General features: G+C 65.9%; 11 protein-coding genes. 6 read left to right on the top strand and 5 right to left on the bottom strand.

All coding sequences use genetic code 11. The annotated features are described in order from the left end of the window. Window positions 1–3: 3 nt before the first annotated feature. Window positions 4–807 carry an SDR family NAD(P)-dependent oxidoreductase gene (locus AC5Y7D_RS27295; RefSeq protein WP_499929012.1) on the top strand — a complete coding sequence of 268 codons (804 nt, stop codon included), beginning with the start codon at window positions 4–6 and terminating at the stop codon, window positions 805–807. A gap of 9 nt (window positions 808–816) precedes the next feature. On the opposite strand, the gene AC5Y7D_RS27300 is transcribed toward AC5Y7D_RS27295, so the two are convergent. From AC5Y7D_RS27300 to AC5Y7D_RS27310, 3 genes are read right to left on the bottom strand one after another with little or no spacing between them, the layout of a single operon-like run. Then, window positions 817–2,466, bottom strand: a complete 1,650-nt coding sequence (locus AC5Y7D_RS27300) for a hypothetical protein (RefSeq protein ID WP_499929014.1) — start codon at window positions 2,464–2,466, stop codon at window positions 817–819. Next, window positions 2,459–4,333, bottom strand: coding sequence for a serine/threonine-protein kinase (locus AC5Y7D_RS27305; RefSeq protein WP_499929016.1), 1,875 nt, complete (start codon window positions 4,331–4,333; stop codon window positions 2,459–2,461). The genes AC5Y7D_RS27300 and AC5Y7D_RS27305 overlap by 8 nt, the downstream gene beginning before the upstream one ends. Before the next feature lie 36 nt (window positions 4,334–4,369). After that, window positions 4,370–6,244 (bottom strand): serine/threonine-protein kinase, encoded by a 1,875-nt coding sequence (locus tag AC5Y7D_RS27310; RefSeq protein ID WP_499929018.1) that lies wholly within the window; start codon window positions 6,242–6,244, stop codon window positions 4,370–4,372. A gap of 91 nt (window positions 6,245–6,335) precedes the next feature. On the opposite strand from AC5Y7D_RS27310, the gene AC5Y7D_RS27315 reads away from it, so the two are divergent. Together AC5Y7D_RS27315 and dnaE are read left to right on the top strand one after the other, a co-directional pair. Then, window positions 6,336–6,767, top strand: coding sequence for a type II toxin-antitoxin system Rv0910 family toxin (locus AC5Y7D_RS27315; protein WP_499929020.1), 432 nt, complete (start codon window positions 6,336–6,338; stop codon window positions 6,765–6,767). Between the two features lie 68 nt (window positions 6,768–6,835). Further along, window positions 6,836–10,405 (top strand): DNA polymerase III subunit alpha, encoded by a 3,570-nt coding sequence (gene dnaE, locus AC5Y7D_RS27320; RefSeq protein WP_499929022.1) that lies wholly within the window; start codon window positions 6,836–6,838, stop codon window positions 10,403–10,405. A 53-nt stretch (window positions 10,406–10,458) separates the two neighbouring features. Here dnaE and AC5Y7D_RS27325 read toward each other — a convergent pair whose 3' ends face one another. Continuing rightward, the gene (locus AC5Y7D_RS27325) at window positions 10,459–12,501 is read right to left on the bottom strand and encodes a PPE family protein (RefSeq protein ID WP_499929024.1); all 2,043 of its coding nucleotides are present in this window, start codon (window positions 12,499–12,501) and stop codon (window positions 10,459–10,461) included. Window positions 12,502–13,181: 680 nt separating this feature from the next. On the opposite strand from AC5Y7D_RS27325, the gene AC5Y7D_RS27330 reads away from it, so the two are divergent. After that, the gene (locus AC5Y7D_RS27330; protein ID WP_499929025.1) at window positions 13,182–15,050 is read left to right on the top strand and encodes a lysophospholipid acyltransferase; all 1,869 of its coding nucleotides are present in this window, start codon (window positions 13,182–13,184) and stop codon (window positions 15,048–15,050) included. A gap of 83 nt (window positions 15,051–15,133) precedes the next feature. Next, entirely contained in the window at window positions 15,134–16,417 is a 1,284-nt protein-coding gene (ilvA, locus tag AC5Y7D_RS27335) for a threonine ammonia-lyase (RefSeq protein WP_499929027.1), read from the top strand. A 20-nt stretch (window positions 16,418–16,437) separates the two neighbouring features. On the opposite strand, the gene AC5Y7D_RS27340 is transcribed toward ilvA, so the two are convergent. After that, window positions 16,438–17,082: a pyridoxamine 5'-phosphate oxidase family protein gene (locus AC5Y7D_RS27340; RefSeq protein WP_499929029.1), complete on the bottom strand. Its 645-nt coding sequence runs from the start codon at window positions 17,080–17,082 to the stop codon at window positions 16,438–16,440. Between the two features lie 40 nt (window positions 17,083–17,122). On the opposite strand from AC5Y7D_RS27340, the gene AC5Y7D_RS27345 reads away from it, so the two are divergent. Beyond that, entirely contained in the window at window positions 17,123–18,451 is a 1,329-nt protein-coding gene (locus tag AC5Y7D_RS27345) for an aminotransferase class I/II-fold pyridoxal phosphate-dependent enzyme (RefSeq protein ID WP_499929031.1), read from the top strand. Window position 18,452: the final 1 nt, after the last annotated feature.

The following is an 18,452-nucleotide window of genomic DNA, read 5'->3' on the forward strand; positions in this document are numbered from 1 at the left end:
GCCGTGAGCCTCCCCAAGCCGACCACGCAGACCACCGTCGTCATCACCGGTGCCTCGTCGGGGATCGGTACCGAACTGGCGAAGGGATTAGCGCGCCGCGGGTTTCCACTGATGCTGGTCGCCCGCCGCCGTGAACGTCTGGATGAGCTTGCGGGGCAACTCCGGGAAAGTCACGGAGTCGGCGTCGAGGTCCTGCCGTTGGACCTGTCCGACGCCGCGTCGCGGGCCAAGCTGGCTGATCGGTTGAGCTCCGATCCGATCGCCGGATTGTGCAACAGCGCCGGATTCGGGACCAGCGGACGCTTCTACGAGCTGCCGCCCGAGCGCGAAAGCGAAGAGGTGACGCTCAACGCGCTGGCGTTGATGGAGCTAACCCGTGCCGTGTTGCCGGGGATGGTGGAACGCGGGGCCGGTGCGGTGCTCAACATCGCCTCGATAGCGGGGTTCCAGCCGTTGCCGTTCATGGCGGTGTATTCCGCGAGTAAGGCGTTCGTGCTGACATTTTCCGAGGCCGTCCAGGAGGAGTTGCACGGCACGGGCGTGTCAGTCACCGCACTTTGTCCAGGTCCGGTTCCCACCGAGTGGGCCGAGATCGCCAATGCCGAGCGGTTCAGCATTCCCCTGGCACAGGTGTCCCCGCGAGAGGTCGCCGAACAGGCCATCCAGGGAATGTTGTCCGGAAAGCGCGGCGTGGTCCCAGGGCTGGTGCCGAAGGTTGCCAGCACCACTGGTCGATTGCTACCTCGTACCTTGCTGCTGCCGGCGATCCGCATCGGGAACAGCCTGCGCGGCGGTCCCAGCCGCTGAACGCTCACGCTAGTTGCTGGGCGCGATCTTGAGGACGTGCCCGGGATTGACGACGCGATCGTTCTTGTCGAGCGTCGGAAGGGTAGCGGCGTACAGGTTGTCCGCGGAGTCGAACACCACGCTGTAGGACCGTGCCGGCAACGGGATCGAGATGGGGTTGGTGGATCCGGCCGGCAGCTCGGACATCCGTGCCTTGTAACCGTCTGTGATGAACACGTTCTCGCCGGAGTCGAACGCAATGTGTCGGGCCTCGATGAGGCCGGTGGTAAAGACCTCGGTGGGTGTCGTGGTACCGGCCGCAAGTTTAAGGACGCGTCCTTTGCCTGAGTCTCTGTTTCCTGCGGTGACGTACACGTCGCCGTGTTTGTCGACCGCGATCCCGCGGGGCAGGTAGAGATCGGGGAACGACAGATCCGTGGGCCGGTTGTCGCCGGGGACAAGTTTTTTCACCCCGAACTTCAGGGTTTCGTCACCGGCGAGCGGACCGGTGGCATACGCATTGCCCGCCCCGTCGATCGCGATAGCCGAGATCGTCACGAATCCCTGGAAGGGCAGCCGAAGCGGATACTGTGCGCCGACCGGCATCTCCCACACGTGCCAACCGTCGCTGAGATAGACGTTGCCGGCGGAATCGACGGCCATGTCGTTCGCGGACCGAAAATCCACTCCGGGAAATTCGAGAGTGGTGGTGCTGTTCGACCCGGCGGCCAGCTTCAGCAGCTTCGGACGACCGGGGTCGAACGAACCGGAATCGGCTTCGATGGTTGACCCCAGCAGAAATACGTTGCCGGCGCGGTCCAGATCGACCCTAAAGGGCAGCTGCAATCCGGGGAAGGGCAGTACGGCGGGCTGAGTGGTGTAGGAGTGCCGGGTGCGTGCGGGTGTGGGGGTGGTGCTGGCAGGCGCGGCATCGTGGCGCACCAGGTGGGGGATGGCGACAACGCCGGCGGCGACGGCGCCGACAATGACGATCGCGGCGATCATCGGCGCGAGGTAGCGGCGCCGGGCCGGCGGCTTGGGAGGTAGTTGGACCGGCCGCGAATGTGGAAAGGACACCGTCGGGGACTGGCCGTGCCAAGGTTCCTGCCGCGGCGGGCCGGGCGCAGCGGGCAGACCGATGACACGGGTCTGCGCCTGCGAAGGGCTCGGGGCCGGGCCCGCCGGTGCGGTCAGGGCGCGCTCGGCGGCAGCCGCGAGTTCGGCTACGGTGCGGTAACCCTGGCTGGGATCGCCGGATAGGCCACGCGCGACGACGTCGTCTAACCCGGCGGGGATGCGCGCCCGCTCCTGAGTGGGCCGCGGCATCGGCGCATGCCCGGACGATGGGGCGGGCGGGTGCCCGGTCAGGCACTCGTACAACACCGCCGCCAGGGCGACGATGTCGGCGCGATAATTCGCCTCTGCGTCGGTGACCAGCGCGCGGGTCTTTTCGGTTGAGGGCGTCGCTGGCGCCGCATCGGCCAGATGAGCGGACTCATCCCCAGACGCCGTCCTGGTGAGCACGATCGCGGCGGGTGTGACACCGCGATGAATGGCTTGTGGGGCGCGTGCGCCGTCGATTGCCGCGGCGATCTGCCGGACGACGTTGACCGCGCGTGCCGGGTCGAGCGGGCCGTCCTGTGCAAGGATGGTCGCGAGGTCGCTGCGCTGCTCAGGCATAGCCGGCCGCGAGTTTAAGCAGCCGGGTGGCCTGGGTCAGGTAGATGGTGCCGGCCGCGTCGACGGCCACGTCACCAAACGGCTTGTTCTCCGGTGCGCCCAGCGCGGTCGAGGAAGTGGCGCCCGCCGCCAATTTGAGCAATCGTCCCATCCCGTCGGCATTATCGATAACGAAGACGTTGCCTTTGCCGTCGACGGCCACACCCTCCGCGGCTCCGAGTTGACCGAACGGCAACTGAGTGGGCGCGGCCGCGCCGGAGTCCAATTTGAGCACCCGCCCCCGCTGCAACGCATAGACGGCGCCGGCGCTGTCGACGGTCACGTCTTCGAATGCGCCACTCCCGAACGGCAACACCGTGGGCGTGGCAGCGCCCGGGGCCAGCTCAAGCACCTGTTCGCGACCGGCGACGAACACATTCCCGGCAGCGTCGGCAGCGACACCCCGCGGGATGATCCGGCCCAGTGGCAGGTCGGTCGGGGCGGGCGCGGCTGGCGGGAGTTTCCACACGTGATCCGGGCCGCCCTGGGGCCAGTCAGTGACGTAAACGGCGCCGGATCCGTCGACGGCGACCCGTTTGGGTGAGCTCAGCCCACGCAACGGCACTTCCGTTGGTGCGGTTGCATTGACCGCGAGCTGGTACACCAGCGAGGTCCCGGAGTCGACCACATAGACGTCCCCAGTCGTGCTGACCGTGACACCCAACAGCTCGCCGCGACCGATCACCGGCAATCGCGTCGCGTTCAAAGGCGCGGCGGCGCCGGTGGACGGCGGGGCGGCGGTGGTCGATTGGGCAGTGGCATTGCTGGCGGACCGCCTGCCCGGTCCCGGTGCACTCAGGAGCACGACGAGGGTGGCGACGACGGCGACAACGGCGATCACGGCCACTGTGATGACCAAATTCCGCTGCGACTTTCGGCGCGACGGCTGCCTCGGCGGCGGCGAGCTCCGACGGGGCGGCGTCCACGGTTGGGTCATCGCGGCAGGCGGTGGCGGCGCCCACGACTGCACCGGCGTGTTCAGGGCTCGCGCTGCCGCGGCACCGAGTTCGCCGGCGGAGTGGTAGCGCTGCGCAGGCTCTTTGGCCATGCCGCGCGCAATGACCTCGTCGAAGCCGATCGGGATGCCGGGCCGTTGCCGACTGGGTTGCGGAGGCGGCGCGGTCAGGTGGGCGGCGACCAGCGCAGGTATCTCCGAGCGGCCCTCATAGGGCGCTTGCCCGGTCAGGCACTCGTAGAGCACGCACGCCAGCGCGTAGATGTCGGCACCGGGGGTCACCTCGCCTGACGCCAGTCGTTCCGGGGCGAGGTAGGCGAATGAACCGATCGTGGTTCCTTCACTGGTGAGCTTGGTATCGGTGGCGGCGTTGGCGAGGCCGAAGTCGACCAGGCATGCGAAGTCGTCCTTGCCGAGCAGCACGTTCGCCGGTTTGACGTCGCGATGTATCACCGTTTCGGCGTGCGCGGCATCCAGCGCGGCGGCGATCTGTCGCACGATGTCGACCGCCCGCGCCGGGGACATCGCGCCGCCGCGTTCCAGACTGCTCTGCAGATCCGTGCCGTCGATCAGGCGCATGTCGATGTAGAGCTGTCCGTCGATCTCACCGCAGCCGTGGATCGGCACCACGTGTGGGTCGTGTAGTCGTCCGGCGGTGCGCGCTTCCCGGAACAGCCGCTCCCGAAAAGCCGGGTTGTGCGAGTAGCTGCTGGACAGCAGCTTCAGCGCCACCACACGGTGCATGACGGTGTCCTCGGCCTCGTACACCTCGCCGAATCCGCCGGTGCCCAGCAGGCGGCGCAGCAGATAGGGCCCGAAGCGTGTGCCCACCCGTGAGCCCGAGGTATGGTCAACCGTCGGATCACCGGTCACGTCCACCACCTCGTTCGCACGTCGTGTACCACCAACTCACTGCGCGACACCCAGAGCCATTACCTTGCCGGTCGCGCAGTTGTCGCTGCGATGGCAGTCGACGACGAAAAGGTCGCCGTCGCCGTTGACGGCCACCCCCAGCGGGTAGTTGAGCCCTGGAAAGGCCACTTCGGCGGCCGTCGTCGCGCCGGCGGCCAGCTTCAACACCCGACGTTTGTCGATGTCGGAGACATAGAGATTGCCGTTCTTGTCCACCACCACACCGTATGGCTGTTCAAGGCCGACGAACGGCAGCTCGGTGGCTGTTGTCGCGCCCGCGGTCAGCTTCAGCACATGATGGTCGCCGCGGTCGACGATGTAGAGATTTCCGTCCTTGTCCACCGCAACGCCCGCCGGGGCGTTCAATGCGGTGGTGGGCATCAGCTGAGTGGCACTCGATGCCCCGGCCGCAAGCTTGAGCACCTGATTCAAGAATTCGTCCACGACGTAGATGCTGCCGTCCGTGCCGACGGCGACGGCGATCGGCCTGCTCAGGTGGCCGAACGGCATCAGGGTGGGGCCGCGGGCGCCGGGTGTCAGCTTCCACACGGCCGGCCCGTGGCTGTCCGCGACGTACACGTTGCCCTCGCCGTCCACAGCGACTCCCTCGGCGTTGAGCTCGCCGAACGGCAGCTCGACGGGAGTGGAGTTGCCGGGCGGCAGTTTGAGCACCAGCCCCTCCGAGCCGTTTCGGTTCAATTCAGTGACGTAGGTGGTGCCGTCCTTGCCTATGGCTACACCCCGGGCCTGAACCAGATCAGGAAATTTCAGCACTGTCGGGATGGTCGAGGACGGGCGCGCCACGCTGGGGGTGGGTGGCCCTGACGCACCCGGGCGGGAGACGATCACGAGCCCGGTGACGACTGCTGCGATCACGATGGCAGCGATGGCGCTCAGGCCGAACACGGCTCGTCGGCGGGATCTCCGACCGGGAGGTTGAGCCCACGGTGGCGGCGGGCCGGGGCGGGTCGGGGGGACGGGTGCCGGACGTGGGGCCGGAGCCGGGTCGAGGGCCCATTCGCGGGTCGGTCCTGCCGGATTCAGTGCCGACTGGGCGGCCTGGGCCAGTTCGCCGGCGCTACGGTAACGCGCCTCGGGATTCTTGGCCATCCCGCGGACGATCACGTCGTCGAGCGCGGCGGGGATGCCGGGACGCTGCTGGCTGGGCCGGGGTACAGGCGCGGTGAGGTGCGCGGTCATCAATGCGGACAGATCCCGGTGCTCATGGTAAGGCGGCATGCCGGTGAGCAGTTCGTACAGCACACACGCCAGCGCATACACATCGCATCGGTGGTCCACCGGAGAATCCGAAAGGCGTTCCGGAGCAACGTAATCGAAGGTGCCGACGGCTTTGCCGGTTTTGGTGAGCCGGGCATCACCAGCGGCGTTGGCCAGTCCGAAATCGACCAGGCTGGCGAAATCCTGTCCGCCTTGGCCGGACAGCAGGATGTTGGCGGGCTTGACGTCACGGTGGATCACCTGTTCGGCGTGCGCCGCATCGAGTGCCGCCGCCGTTTGGCGAATAAGGTTGACCGCACGCGCGGGCTCGAGCGGTCCGTCCCGCTTCAGCACCGTCTCGAGGTCCACGCCGCGGACCAATCGCATGTCGATGTAGACCTGACCGTCGATCTCACCGCAGCTGTGGATGGGCAGCACGTGCGGTTCGCGAAGGCGGCCCGCCGTGTGGGCCTCCCGGAATAGGCGCTCGCGGAACACCGGGTCCTGGGAGAACGTGCTGCTCAGTAACTTCAGCGCGACGGTGCGGTGCATGGCGGTGTCCTCAGCCTCGTACACCTCACCGAAGCCACCGCTGCCCAACAGGCGGACCAACCGATACGGTCCGAACTGCGAACCCTCCCGATCCACGACCACTCTCACCCCCCTCTGTTGCTGAGCGTAACGGCACTCCGAAACGTCCTGTGCGAGATCGCGGCCGACCCGGGTGCGCCGCTAGGCTCAGGCGATGGCTTCCGTTGAGTTGACCTCCGACGTCCCGATGAGCCCGCAGGACATGTGGGAGCGCGTGTCCGACCTTTCGGAACTAGGCGAGTGGCTCGTGATGCATGAAGGCTGGCGCAGCGACGTCCCCGACGAGATCACCGTAGGCACCGAGATCATCGGTGTGGCGCGATCGAAGGGGTTGCGCAACCGGGTGACATGGACCGTCACCAAATGGGATCCGCCGCACGAGGTCGCGATGTCAGGCTCTGGCAAAGGCGGAGCAAAGTACGGCGTGACCGTCACCGTGACGCCCAGCGAGGACGGATCCACCATGGGTCTGCGCCTTGAACTGGGCGGGCGGGCTCTGTTCGGACCGGTCGGCTCCGCCGCGGCGCGCGCGGTCAAGGGGGATGTAGAAAAGTCGCTGCAACTGTTCGTCGAGCGATACGCCTGAACGCCTGCAAGACACACTTGGCGACACGCCCGAACGACGTCGGTGCCCAGTCATAGACTGGCGTCCCTATGACCGGTCCGACTGCTCCTGACGTAGGCGTTCGTCGCGAGTCCTCGTTTGTGCATCTGCACAACCACACCGAGTATTCGATGCTCGACGGTGCCGCCAAGATCTCGCCGATGCTGGCCGAGGCGCAACGCCTGGAGATGCCGGCGATCGGTATGACCGACCACGGAAACATGTTCGGCGCCAGCGAGTTCTACAATTCGGCGACTAATGTCGGCATCAAGCCGATCATCGGGGTCGAGGCTTATATTGCTCCGGCTTCCCGATTCGATACTCGCAGGATCACCTGGGGCGATCCGAGTCAGAAGTCCGACGACGTCTCCGGTAGCGGCTCCTACACCCACATGACGATGGTGGCCGAGAATGCAGCCGGCCTGCGTAATCTGTTCAAGCTGTCGTCGCTGGCGTCGTTCGAGGGCCAACTCGGCAAGTGGTCGCGGATGGACGCCGAGCTCATCGCCGAGCACGCCGAAGGCATCATCGCCACCACTGGCTGTCCGTCCGGCGAGGTACAGACCCGGCTTCGGCTCGGCCATGAGCGCGAAGCGCTGGAGGCGGCCGCCAAATGGCGCGAGATCTTCGGGGCCGAGAACTTCTTCCTTGAGCTGATGGACCACGGGATCTCGATCGAACATCGGGTCCGCGAAGGGCTGCTGGACATCGGCCGCAAGCTGAACATTTTGCCGCTGGCCACCAACGACTGCCACTACGTCACCCGCGACGCCTCGCACAACCACGAGGCGCTGCTGTGCGTGCAGACCGGCAAGACGCTGTCGGACCCCAATCGGTTCAAGTTCGACGGCGACGGCTACTACCTCAAGTCGGCCGCCGAGATGCGTCAGTTATGGGATGGCCAGGTTCCCGGCGCCTGTGATTCCACCCTGCTGATCGCCGAGCGGGTGCAGTCCTACGCCGACGTGTGGGCGCCGCGCGACCGGATGCCGGTCTTTCCCGTTCCCGACGGCCACGACACGGCGTCGTGGCTGCACCACGAGGTGATGGCGGGTCTGCAACGGCGCTTTCCGGCCGGTGTCGGGCAGGACTACATCGACCGCGCCGAGTACGAGATCAAGGTCATTTGCGATAAGGGCTTTCCGTCGTACTTCCTGATCGTCGCGGACCTGATCAACTACGCACGCTCGGTTGACATCCGGGTGGGGCCCGGACGCGGGTCGGCCGCCGGATCGCTGGTGGCCTACGCCATGGGCATCACCAATATCGATCCCATCCCGCACGGCCTGTTGTTCGAGCGTTTCCTCAATCCCGAGCGCCCGTCGGCGCCAGATATCGACATCGATTTTGACGACCGTCGCCGCGGGGAGATGGTGCGCTACGCCGCCGACAAGTGGGGGCAGGACCGGGTGGCCCAGGTCATCACCTTCGGCACCATCAAAACCAAAGCGGCGCTTAAGGATTCAGCGCGCATCCACTACGGCCAGCCCGGCTTCGCGATCGCCGACCGGATCACTAAGGCGCTGCCGCCGCCGATCATGGCCAAAGACATTCCGCTGTCCGGCATCACTGATCCGGCCCATGAGCGGTTTAAGGAAGCCGCAGAGGTACGCGGCCTCATCGAGACCGACCCCGACGTGCGGACGATCTATCAGACGGCGCGGGGTCTGGAAGGCCTGATCCGCAATGCGGGCGTGCACGCGTGCGCGGTGATCATGAGCAGCGAGCCGCTGACCGAGGCCATTCCGCTGTGGAAGCGGCCGCAGGACGGGGCCATCATCACCGGCTGGGACTACCCGTCCTGTGAAGCCATCGGCCTGCTGAAGATGGACTTCCTGGGCCTGCGAAACCTGACGATCATCGGCGACGCGCTGGAAAATATCAAGGCCAACCAGGGAATCGACCTCGACCTGGAATCGGTGCCGTTGGACGACAAGGCCACCTACGAGTTGCTGGGCCGCGGCGACACCCTGGGCGTGTTCCAGCTCGACGGCGGCCCGATGCGTGATCTGCTGCGCCGCATGCAGCCCACCGAGTTCAATGACATCGTCGCCGTGCTGGCGTTGTACCGGCCGGGGCCGATGGGCATGAACGCCCACAACGACTACGCCGACCGCAAGAACGGTCGCCAGGCCGTCAAGCCGATCCACCCTCAACTCGAAGAACCGCTGCGCGAGATCTTGGCCGAGACCTACGGGCTGATCGTCTACCAAGAGCAGATCATGTTCATCGCGCAGAAGGTCGCCTCCTACACGATGGGTAAGGCCGACGCGCTGCGTAAAGCGATGGGTAAGAAGAAACTCGAGGTGCTTGAAGCCGAGTACAAGGGTTTCTACGAGGGCATGACCGCCAACGGCTTTTCCGAGCAAGCGGTGAAAGCGTTGTGGGACACCATTCTTCCGTTCGCCGGCTACGCCTTCAACAAGTCGCACGCCGCCGGCTACGGTCTGGTTTCCTACTGGACGGCGTACCTGAAGGCGAACTATCCGGCCGAGTACATGGCGGGCCTGCTGACCTCGGTCGGCGACGACAAAGACAAGGCCGCGGTGTATCTGGCCGACTGCCGCAAGCTGGGCATCACCGTGTTGCCGCCGGACGTCAACGAGTCCCTGGTGAACTTCGCCTCGGTCGGCAAGGACATCCGGTTCGGGCTGGGCGCGGTACGCAACGTCGGTGCGAACGTGGTGGGTTCCTTGATCAAGACCCGCAATGAGAAGGGCAAGTTCACCGACTTCTCGGATTACCTGAACAAGATCGACATTTCAGCCTGCAACAAGAAGGTCACCGAGTCACTGGTCAAGGCGGGCGCTTTCGATTCGCTGGGTCACGCGCGCAAAGGCCTGTTCCTCGTCCACACCGACGCCGTCGACTCGGTGCTGGGCACCAAGAAGGCCGAGGCGATGGGGCAGTTCGACCTGTTCGGCGGCAGCGATGCGGGCGCCGGCGACTCGGTGTTCACCATCAAGGTTCCCGAGGACGAGTGGGAAGACAAGCACAAGCTCGCTCTCGAACGCGAGATGCTGGGGCTGTACGTGTCCGGGCATCCGCTCAACGGTGTGGCTCATCTGTTGGCAACCCAGGTCGACACCGCCATACCGGCGATCCTGGACGGTGACATCGCCAACGACACCCAGGTGCGGGTCGGCGGCATCCTGGCTTCGGTCAACCGTCGGGTGAACAAGAACGGAATGCCCTGGGCATCAGCGCAATTGGAAGACCTTACCGGCGGTATCGAGGTGATGTTCTTCCCGCATACGTATTCCAACTACGGCGCCGAGATCGCCGACGACGTGGTGGTGCTGGTCAACGCCAAGGTCGCCATCCGTGACGACCGCATCAGCTTGATCGCCAACGAGCTTGTGGTGCCGGACTTTTCCAATGCTCAGCCGAACCGGCCACTGGCTGTCAGCCTGCCCACCCGGCAGTGCACCATTGACAAGGTCACCGCTCTCAAGCAGGTGCTTGCCCGCCACCCAGGCACTTCGCAGGTGCATCTGCGGCTGATCAGCGGCGACCGGATCACCACGCTGGAGCTGGATCAGTCGCTGCGGGTAACGCCGTCGCCGGCGTTGATGGGTGACCTCAAGGAGCTGCTCGGCCCAGGGTGTCTGGGCAGCTAGCGTCAGCGCGTTGCGCGACGTACCGCGCGGTCACGCTCGAGCAAAATTGCTCGTTAATGCAGCCAACCTGAGGTGAAAGCATCAGCGTTGAGGAAACCCGAGACATGGTTGTCGAAGTTGGCGAAGCCCGAGATGAAGTTTCCGAAGCTGAAGAAGCCGGAGCTCGACTTTCCTACGTTGACGAAACCGGAATTCCCGGCGGCACCGAAGATCGTGGGTATCCCGTTGCGGAAGCCCGACATATAGCTGCCTACGTTGAGTAAACCGGCGTTGTAATTACCCGTATTTTCCAAGCCGGCGCTGCCACGGACCGGTCCTTCACGGCCATCGTCGTTATCCGCACCCGAGTTGTAATACCCGGAATTTGCGTAGCCCGAATTGTTGGTACCGTCATTCGCCCACCCGGAATTGGCCACAGGCTGGTCGACCCAGTTGCCCAGCCCGGTGTTGAGATCGCCGGAGTTCAGGAATCCGGTATTGGAGTCGCCGGAATTGCCGTACCCGGTGTTGACATCACCGGAGTTGAATCCGCCGGTGTTGGTGTTGCCCGCGTTGAAACTGCCTACGTTCGTGTGACCAGAGTTGAAGAATCCCATGCTGCCGGTGATCCCGTCGCCACCCGAGTTACCAATCCCGGTGTTGGTGATGCCCGAGTTGAACCAGCCCGTGTTGACGCTGCCGGAATTGAACCAGCCGGTATTGAGCGTTCCGGAGTTTCCGACGCCGGTGCTGAATGCGCCGGAATTCCCGATGCCGGTGCTGTACTCTCCGGAGTTGCCGATGCCCGAACTCATGTGGCCCGAACTAAAGAATTCCCAGCTGGGCAGGCCGTTTCCCCCGCCGGAATTGCCCACGCCGAGCTGACCATCGCCAGAGTTGAAAAAGCCGATGTTGTTGTTACCGGAATTGCCGAAGCCGAAGTTGCCGGTGCCCGAGTTGAGAGCGCCGAAGCCAACTTGATTGTCCCCGCTCAAGCCGAAGCCTACGCAGTTGTTGCCGGTGTTTCCGAAGCCAAAGTTGCTGTTGCCCGTGTTCCCGAACCCGAAGTTGTGGTTACCGAAGTTGCCGGCCCCGAAGTTCGATAGGCCGCTGTTGCCGCCTCCGACGTTTCCGTCACCGCTATTCCCCAAGCCGATGTTGGCGGAACCGATGTTCCCCAGGCCAAGGTTGCTGCCGCCGATATTTCCTGATCCGAAGTTGTGGTCGCCAATGTTTCCGCTCCCCGGGTTGAAGCTGCCGATGTTGCCCCAGCCCAGGTTGTAATCGCCCAGGTTTGCGCTGCCCAGGTTGAGCCAACCGGTGTTGCCGCTGCCGGCATTGAGGTTTCCGGTGTTGCCCGAACCCAGGTTGTAATCGCCGATGTTCCCGCTGCCGAGGTTGAGCGCGCCGATATTGGCGCTGCCCGGATTAAGGTTTCCGGTGTTGCCGAAACCTAAGTTGAAGCGGCCAATGTTGCCGATCCCGAGTCTGTCGAGATTGAGGTCGTAGGCGCCGATGGTGATGTTTCGTAGGTCGAAATCATTGATCCTGCCGGGCACGATCGGTGCCGCTGGACCGACCGAACCGGCAAGGCTCGGGACTGGTTGTCCAATCCCGGTCAGCGCGGAGACCGCCGCCGACGCTTGGCCGTGATAGTCGAGCATCGCCGCCACATCCCGGGTCCACATTTCTTCGTAGGTCGCCTCGGTGGCCGCTATGGCCGCAGTGTTCTGGCCGAACACGTTGCCGAGCACCAGCGATAAGAGCTGCCCGCGGTTGGCGGCCACCGTAGTGGGGTGCACGATCACACTTCTTGCCGCATCGAACGCGGACGCAACCGATCGGGCTTGACCCGCCAACCGCTCGACGTGCGCAACGGCGGCGCCTAGCCAGTCCAGATACGACGTAGCCGCCTGCGCCATTGCCCTCGAGCCCGCACCTTGCCACGCCGCGTCCGCCAGGTTCGAGGTCACGGAAGAAAACGAAGCCGTCGCCTGGCCTAGCTCAGTAGCCAATACGTTCCATGCCGACGCTGCCTCCAGCATCGGCGCAGAGCCCGCCCCGGCAAACATCAAAGCCGAATTGATCTCTGGGGGCAGAACCGAGAAATGCGTCATTGAGATTTCCTGGGATGGTGAGGTGAAGTACGACATTGACGCATCATTGGGTCGACGGCGCACTCTACCCGTACTGGTAAATGCGCCCAGTAGTATTCGAGAACAAATCTGTGAATTGTGACACACAGCCCAGGCCGGGATCGTCTGGCAGATAAACCATCTGCGAGAACGCGGGTGACGTGCCGAAACCAAGCTGAAGGCTGGTCAACAGGTGCGGCATTCACAAGACACCATTTCTTAGAATGGCATTCTGAATTCCTTGCCCGGCACCACGCGTGGCGAGTGGCGATACTCATTTAGTTCCAGCCAGAAATGGAATGGAACCGTGTAGTGGTCTGGTGTGGTGCGAACAGCAAATCTGGGAGGCCGGTCAGCGACAGCGTGCAGCTACGGTATACCGGGGTGAGCGCCGGATGTGACGCTCCGCCGATTTCCTGGGCCCCGCGACCCTGAACGCGGCCGCCGGCTCCGGCAGCCATTATCCCGGCACCAGCCAATAACGGTGCACTTCAGTCGTAACGGTCTAGCATTTCCAAGCGGGAGCAACCACCACAACGCGGGTGGTGGCGCACGCTGAGACACTGCTGGAATCGAGGAGCTGACATGGGTGACGCGCGACCACGCGGGCACGAGCCCAGCGCCGCGTCCACGGCACAGCTGGCCTGACGGGGGGAGGGGTGATGACGGCACGGGAGGTTGGTCGCAGCGGAGTGCGAAAGCTACTGCAGCGCACCGGGTTGGTCGATGAGGCGACAACGGCGTTGGGTACCGATCCGGAAGCGGTGACGCAGCTATTGGACGCCGATTGGTTCGGTGAGCGGCTCGAGTCGCTGGCCCACGAACTCGGTCGTGACCCCGAAAGCGTGCGGGTGGAGGCCGCCGGCTATCTGCGCGAGGTGGCGGCGTCGCTCGACCAGCGCGCGGTGCAGGCGTGGCGCGGGTTCAGCCGGTGGCTGATGCGGGCCTACGATGTGCTGGTCGACGAGGATCAGATCGCAGCGTTGCGCTCCCTGGACCGCAAGGCGACGCTGGCGTTCGCGTTCTCGCATCGGTCCTACCTCGACGGCATGTTGCTGCCCGAGGAGATCGCGGCCAACCGCCTCTCGTCGGCTTTCACCTTCGGCGGCGCCAATCTGAACTTCTTCCCGATGGGCGGCTTCGCCAAGCGGACCGGGACGATCTTCATCCGGCGCCAGACCAAGGACATTCCCGTCTACCGGTTCGTGCTGCGCGCCTACACGGCGCAACTGGTCCAGAACCACACCAATCTCACCTGGTCGATCGAAGGCGGGCGTACCCGCACCGGCAAACTGCGGCCGCCGGTGTTCGGAATCCTGCGCTACCTCACCGACGCCGTCGACGAGATCGACGGTCCGGAGGTGTACCTGGTGCCGACGTCAATCGTCTACGACCAGCTGCACGAGGTGGAGGCAATGACGACCGAGGCCTACGGCGCCACCAAGCGTCCCGAGGACCTGCGGTTCCTGGTCCGGCTGTCCCGACAGCAAGGGGAGCGGCTGGGGCGCGCCTACCTCGACTTCGGCGAACCGCTGCCGCTGCGCAAACGCCTCGAGGAGTTGCGGGCCGACCCGTCCGGAACAGGAACGGTGGTCGAACGCATCGCGCTGGACGTGGAGCACCGGATCAACCGCGCTACCCCGGTGACGCCGACCGCGGTGGTGAGCCTGGCATTGCTCGGCGCCGACCGGTCGCTGTCCATCAACGAGGTGCTGGCCACCGTGCGCCCGCTGGCCAGCTACATCAACGCCCGCAACTGGGCGGTCGCCGGCGCCGCCGACCTGACGAATCGCTCGACGATCCGCTGGACCCTGCACCAGATGGTCAACTCCGGCGTCGTGAGCGTGTACGAAGCGGGGACCGAAGCGGTATGGGGGATCGGCGCCGAACAGAATCTCGTTGCGGCGTTCTACCGCAACACCGCCATCCACATCCTGGTCGACCGCGCGATCGCCGAGCTGGCCTTGTTGGCGGCGTCGGAGAACTCGGCGGACGGGACGGTGGCCCCGGCGTCCGTGCGCGACGAGGCACTGAGCCTGCGCGAGCTGTTGAAGTTCGAGTTCCTGTTCTCCGCCCGGGCGCAGTTCGAGAGGGAACTCGCCGACGAGGTGCGCCTGATCGGGCCGGTGGAGGACACCACCAAGAACGCCGGCGCTGACGACGTGCGCCGCCTGCTCGAGTCGGCCGATCTGCTGCTGGCGCATCTGGTGCTGCGGCCATTCCTGGACGCCTACCACATCGTCGCCGACCGGCTGGCCGCCCTGGAAGACGAGTCGCTGGAGGAGGACGCGTTTCTCACCGAGTGCCTCGAAGTGGGCAAGCAGTGGGAGCTGCAGCGCAGGATCGCCAACGCCGAGTCGAGGTCGATGGAGCTGTTCAAGACGGCACTACGGCTGGCCCGGCACCGGGAGCTGGTCGACGGACCCGATCAGCCCGGCATCGCCAAGCGGCGCCGCGAGTTCGCCGACGAGATTGCGACAGCGTGCCGGCGGGTCAATGTGATCGCGGAGATAGCGCGGCGCCGGGAATAGCGTGGCCGTCATGCCGCCAATGGCGAACACGCTCCGGCCAGTGAGCTGCAACGCTGCTGCCGGCGGCATGGCACCATTGACCGGTGTCCGCCGAACTGAGCCCGAACCCGCGCGACCTGCCGCTGTGTGCGGCTGATATCGACGGCGCGGCCAAGCGGATTGCTCCGGTGGTCACCCCGACGCCCCTGCAGTACAGCGACCGGTTGTCCGCGGTCACCGGCGCCACGGTCTACCTCAAGCGCGAAGACCTGCAGGTGGTGCGCTCCTACAAGCTGCGCGGCGCCTACAACCTGCTGGTACAGCTGTCCGACGAGGAGCTGGCCGCCGGGGTGGTGTGCTCCTCGGCCGGTAACCACGCACAGGGCTTCGCCTACGCCTGCCGCTCGCTGGGTGTGCACGGCCGCATCTATGTGCCGGCCAAAACGCCCAAACAGAAGCGGGACCGGATCCGCTACCACGGCGGCGATTTCATCGAACTGATCGTGGGCGGCTCGACGTACGACCTTGCCGCGGCCGCCGCACGCGACGACGTCGAGCGCACCGGCGCCACGCTGGTGCCGCCCTACGACGACCTGCGCACCATGTCCGGCCAGGGCACCATCGCCGTGGAGATCCTGGATGCCCTGGGCGACGAGCCGGACCTGGTGGTGGTGCCCGTCGGAGGGGGTGGCTGCATCGCCGGCATCACCAGCTACCTGGCCGAGCGGACGTCGAACACCGCGGTGCTGGGTATCGAGCCGGCCGGAGCGGCCGCGATGATGGCCGCACTCGCCGCAGGCGAGCCGGTGACGCTGGAGCACGTGGACCAGTTCGTCGACGGCGCAGCCGTGGCACGCGCGGGCACGCTGACCTACGCCGCCCTGGCCGCCGCCGGCGACATGGTGTCGATCACCACTGTGGACGAGGGCGCGGTGTGCACCGCGATGCTGGACCTGTACCAGAACGAGGGCATCATCGCCGAACCCGCCGGCGCGTTGTCGGTCGCCGGTTTGTTGGAGGCCGACGTGGAACCCGGCTCCACCGTGGTGTGCCTGATCTCGGGCGGGAACAACGACATATCCCGCTACGGCGAGGTGCTGGAACGGTCCCTGATTCACCTGGGCCTCAAGCACTACTTCCTGGTCGACTTTCCGCAGGAGCCCGGCGCGCTGCGGCGATTCCTCGACGAGGTGCTCGGACCCAACGACGACATCACCCTGTTCGAGTACGTCAAGCGGAACAACCGGGAGACCGGTGAGGCGCTGGTCGGGATCCAGCTCGGGTCGGCCGCGGATCTGGATGGCCTGCTGGCCCGGATGCGGTCGACGGAGATTCACGTCGAAACCCTGCGTCCCGGCTCACCTGCATACCGATACCTGCTCTTCTGAGGTGGTTTTCTCGCCTGCGGTCAGCCCAGGTACGCGGGCACTGGCGTAGCAGGGTCCAAGTCGCCGTCCGGCACTGCGGCGCCGGCCGCCACGCGGAGCGGCACCACGCCGGCCCAGTACGGAAGGTCCAGGTCCTGCGGGTCGTCAGCCACGCCCCCTTCGCGCACCTTGGCCGAGACTTCGGCCAGGTCCAGTGCGAGCACGGCCGTCGCGGCGACTTCGCGTGCGTTCGGGGCTCGGCAGTCCTCGGCGCGGCCGGGCAGCATGTGGTCGACGACGGCATCCAGCGCGCGCCGCTTCTCCTGCGGGTCCTCGACGAGGCGTGCGATGCCGTGCGCAACGACCGAGCGGTAGTTCATCGAGTGATGCATCGCCGAACGTGCCAGCACCAATCCGTCGACGAGGGTGACGGTGACGCACACCGGCATGCCGGCCAGCCTGGCCGCCAGCATCGGTCCGCTGCCCGACGAGCCGTGGATGTAGAGGGTCCCGCCGATCCGGGCGTGGATGGTCGGCAGCACGACGGGCCGGCCGTCACTGACGTAGCCGAGGTGGCAGGTCAGCGACTCGTCGAGGATGCGATGGACCGTGTCGCAGTCGTAGTGCGCGCGGTCCCGGTACCGGCTGGGTGTCGTGCGTGCGGTGCGCTGGTATGACGGGTCCATTTGCTTGCCCTCGATATTGTTCTAGTACATAATAGATACCGTGCCAGTACGATACAGCATATCCGGGACGGGTGCCGAGTCGATAGCGGCCAGCATCGAGGAGGGAATCTCCGAAGGCGCCCTGGCGCCGGGTGATCCGCTTCCGCCGATTCGCGAGGTCGCGAGCCAACTCGGGGTCAACGCCAACACCGTGGCCGCCGCATATCGGCTGTTGCGCGACCGAGGGGCGGTCGAGACGGCGGGCCGGCGGGGAACGCGGGTTCGCAACCGGCCGGCCACCACGCCGCGCTCGTTGCTCGGGCTCGCGGTTCCCGACGGCGCGCGCGACCTGTCTACCGGCAACCCGGACCCTGCGCTGTTGCCCATCGCCACCGCGCGGTTGGCCCCGGGCAAACCGGAGCGCCCGCTGCTGTACGGGCAGTCGGCGATATCCACCGAATTGGTGGACCGTGCCCGCGCAGACCTGCGCGGCGACGGGGTGCCCGCCGAGCACCTCGCCGTGACCAGCGGTGCGCTCGACGGTATCGAGCGGGTACTCAGCGCCCACTTGCGCCCGGGCGACCGGGTCGCGGTCGAAGATCCGGGCTGGGCCAACCTGCTCGATCTGGTTGCCGCACTGGGTCTTTCGCCGGAGCCCGTCCGGGTCGACGACGAAGGCCCGGTGGTGCTCAGCATGGCGCGGGCGCTGCGCCGCGGAGTAAAGGCCGTCGTGGTGACCACCCGCGCGCAGAACCCGACGGGAGCCGCGTTGTCCAGGGAACGCGCCCGCGCGCTGCGCAGTTTGCTGGCGGCCAAGACCAGTGATGTGCTGGTTATCGAAGACGACCACTGCGCCAGAATTTCCGGCGCGCCGCTGCATCCCCTGGCGGGGGCGACCCGTCGCTGGGCTTTCGTCCGGTCGGTCTCCAAGGCGTACGGGCCCGACCTGCGACTGGCTGTGCTTGCCGGAGATCGCCGTACCGTCGAGCGGGTGCACGGACGACTGCGTCTGGGGCCCGGCTGGGTGAGCCGACTGTTGCAGGATCTGGCCGTGTGCATGTGGTCGGACGACGCGGCGACGGAGCTCGTCCACGCGGCGAAGCAGCGATATGCCCTTAATCGCAACGCATTACGCGAAGCTCTCGCCGAACGCGACGTCGTGTCGCACGGTCGGTCCGGGCTGAACGTGTGGATCCCGGTGCCGGACGAGACCGTGGCCATCACCCGGCTGCTACAGGCCGGCTGGGCGGCCGCGCCCGGGACGCGGTTCCGGTTGGACACGCCACCGGGCATGCGCGTCACCATCGCGGACTTGAAGGACGAGGAGATCGAACCGCTGGCCGATGCCATCGCCGAGGCCATCCAGGGCACCGGGCCCTCGAGTGTGTGAG

This window comes from Mycobacterium sp. NGS49 (genome assembly GCF_059812565.1).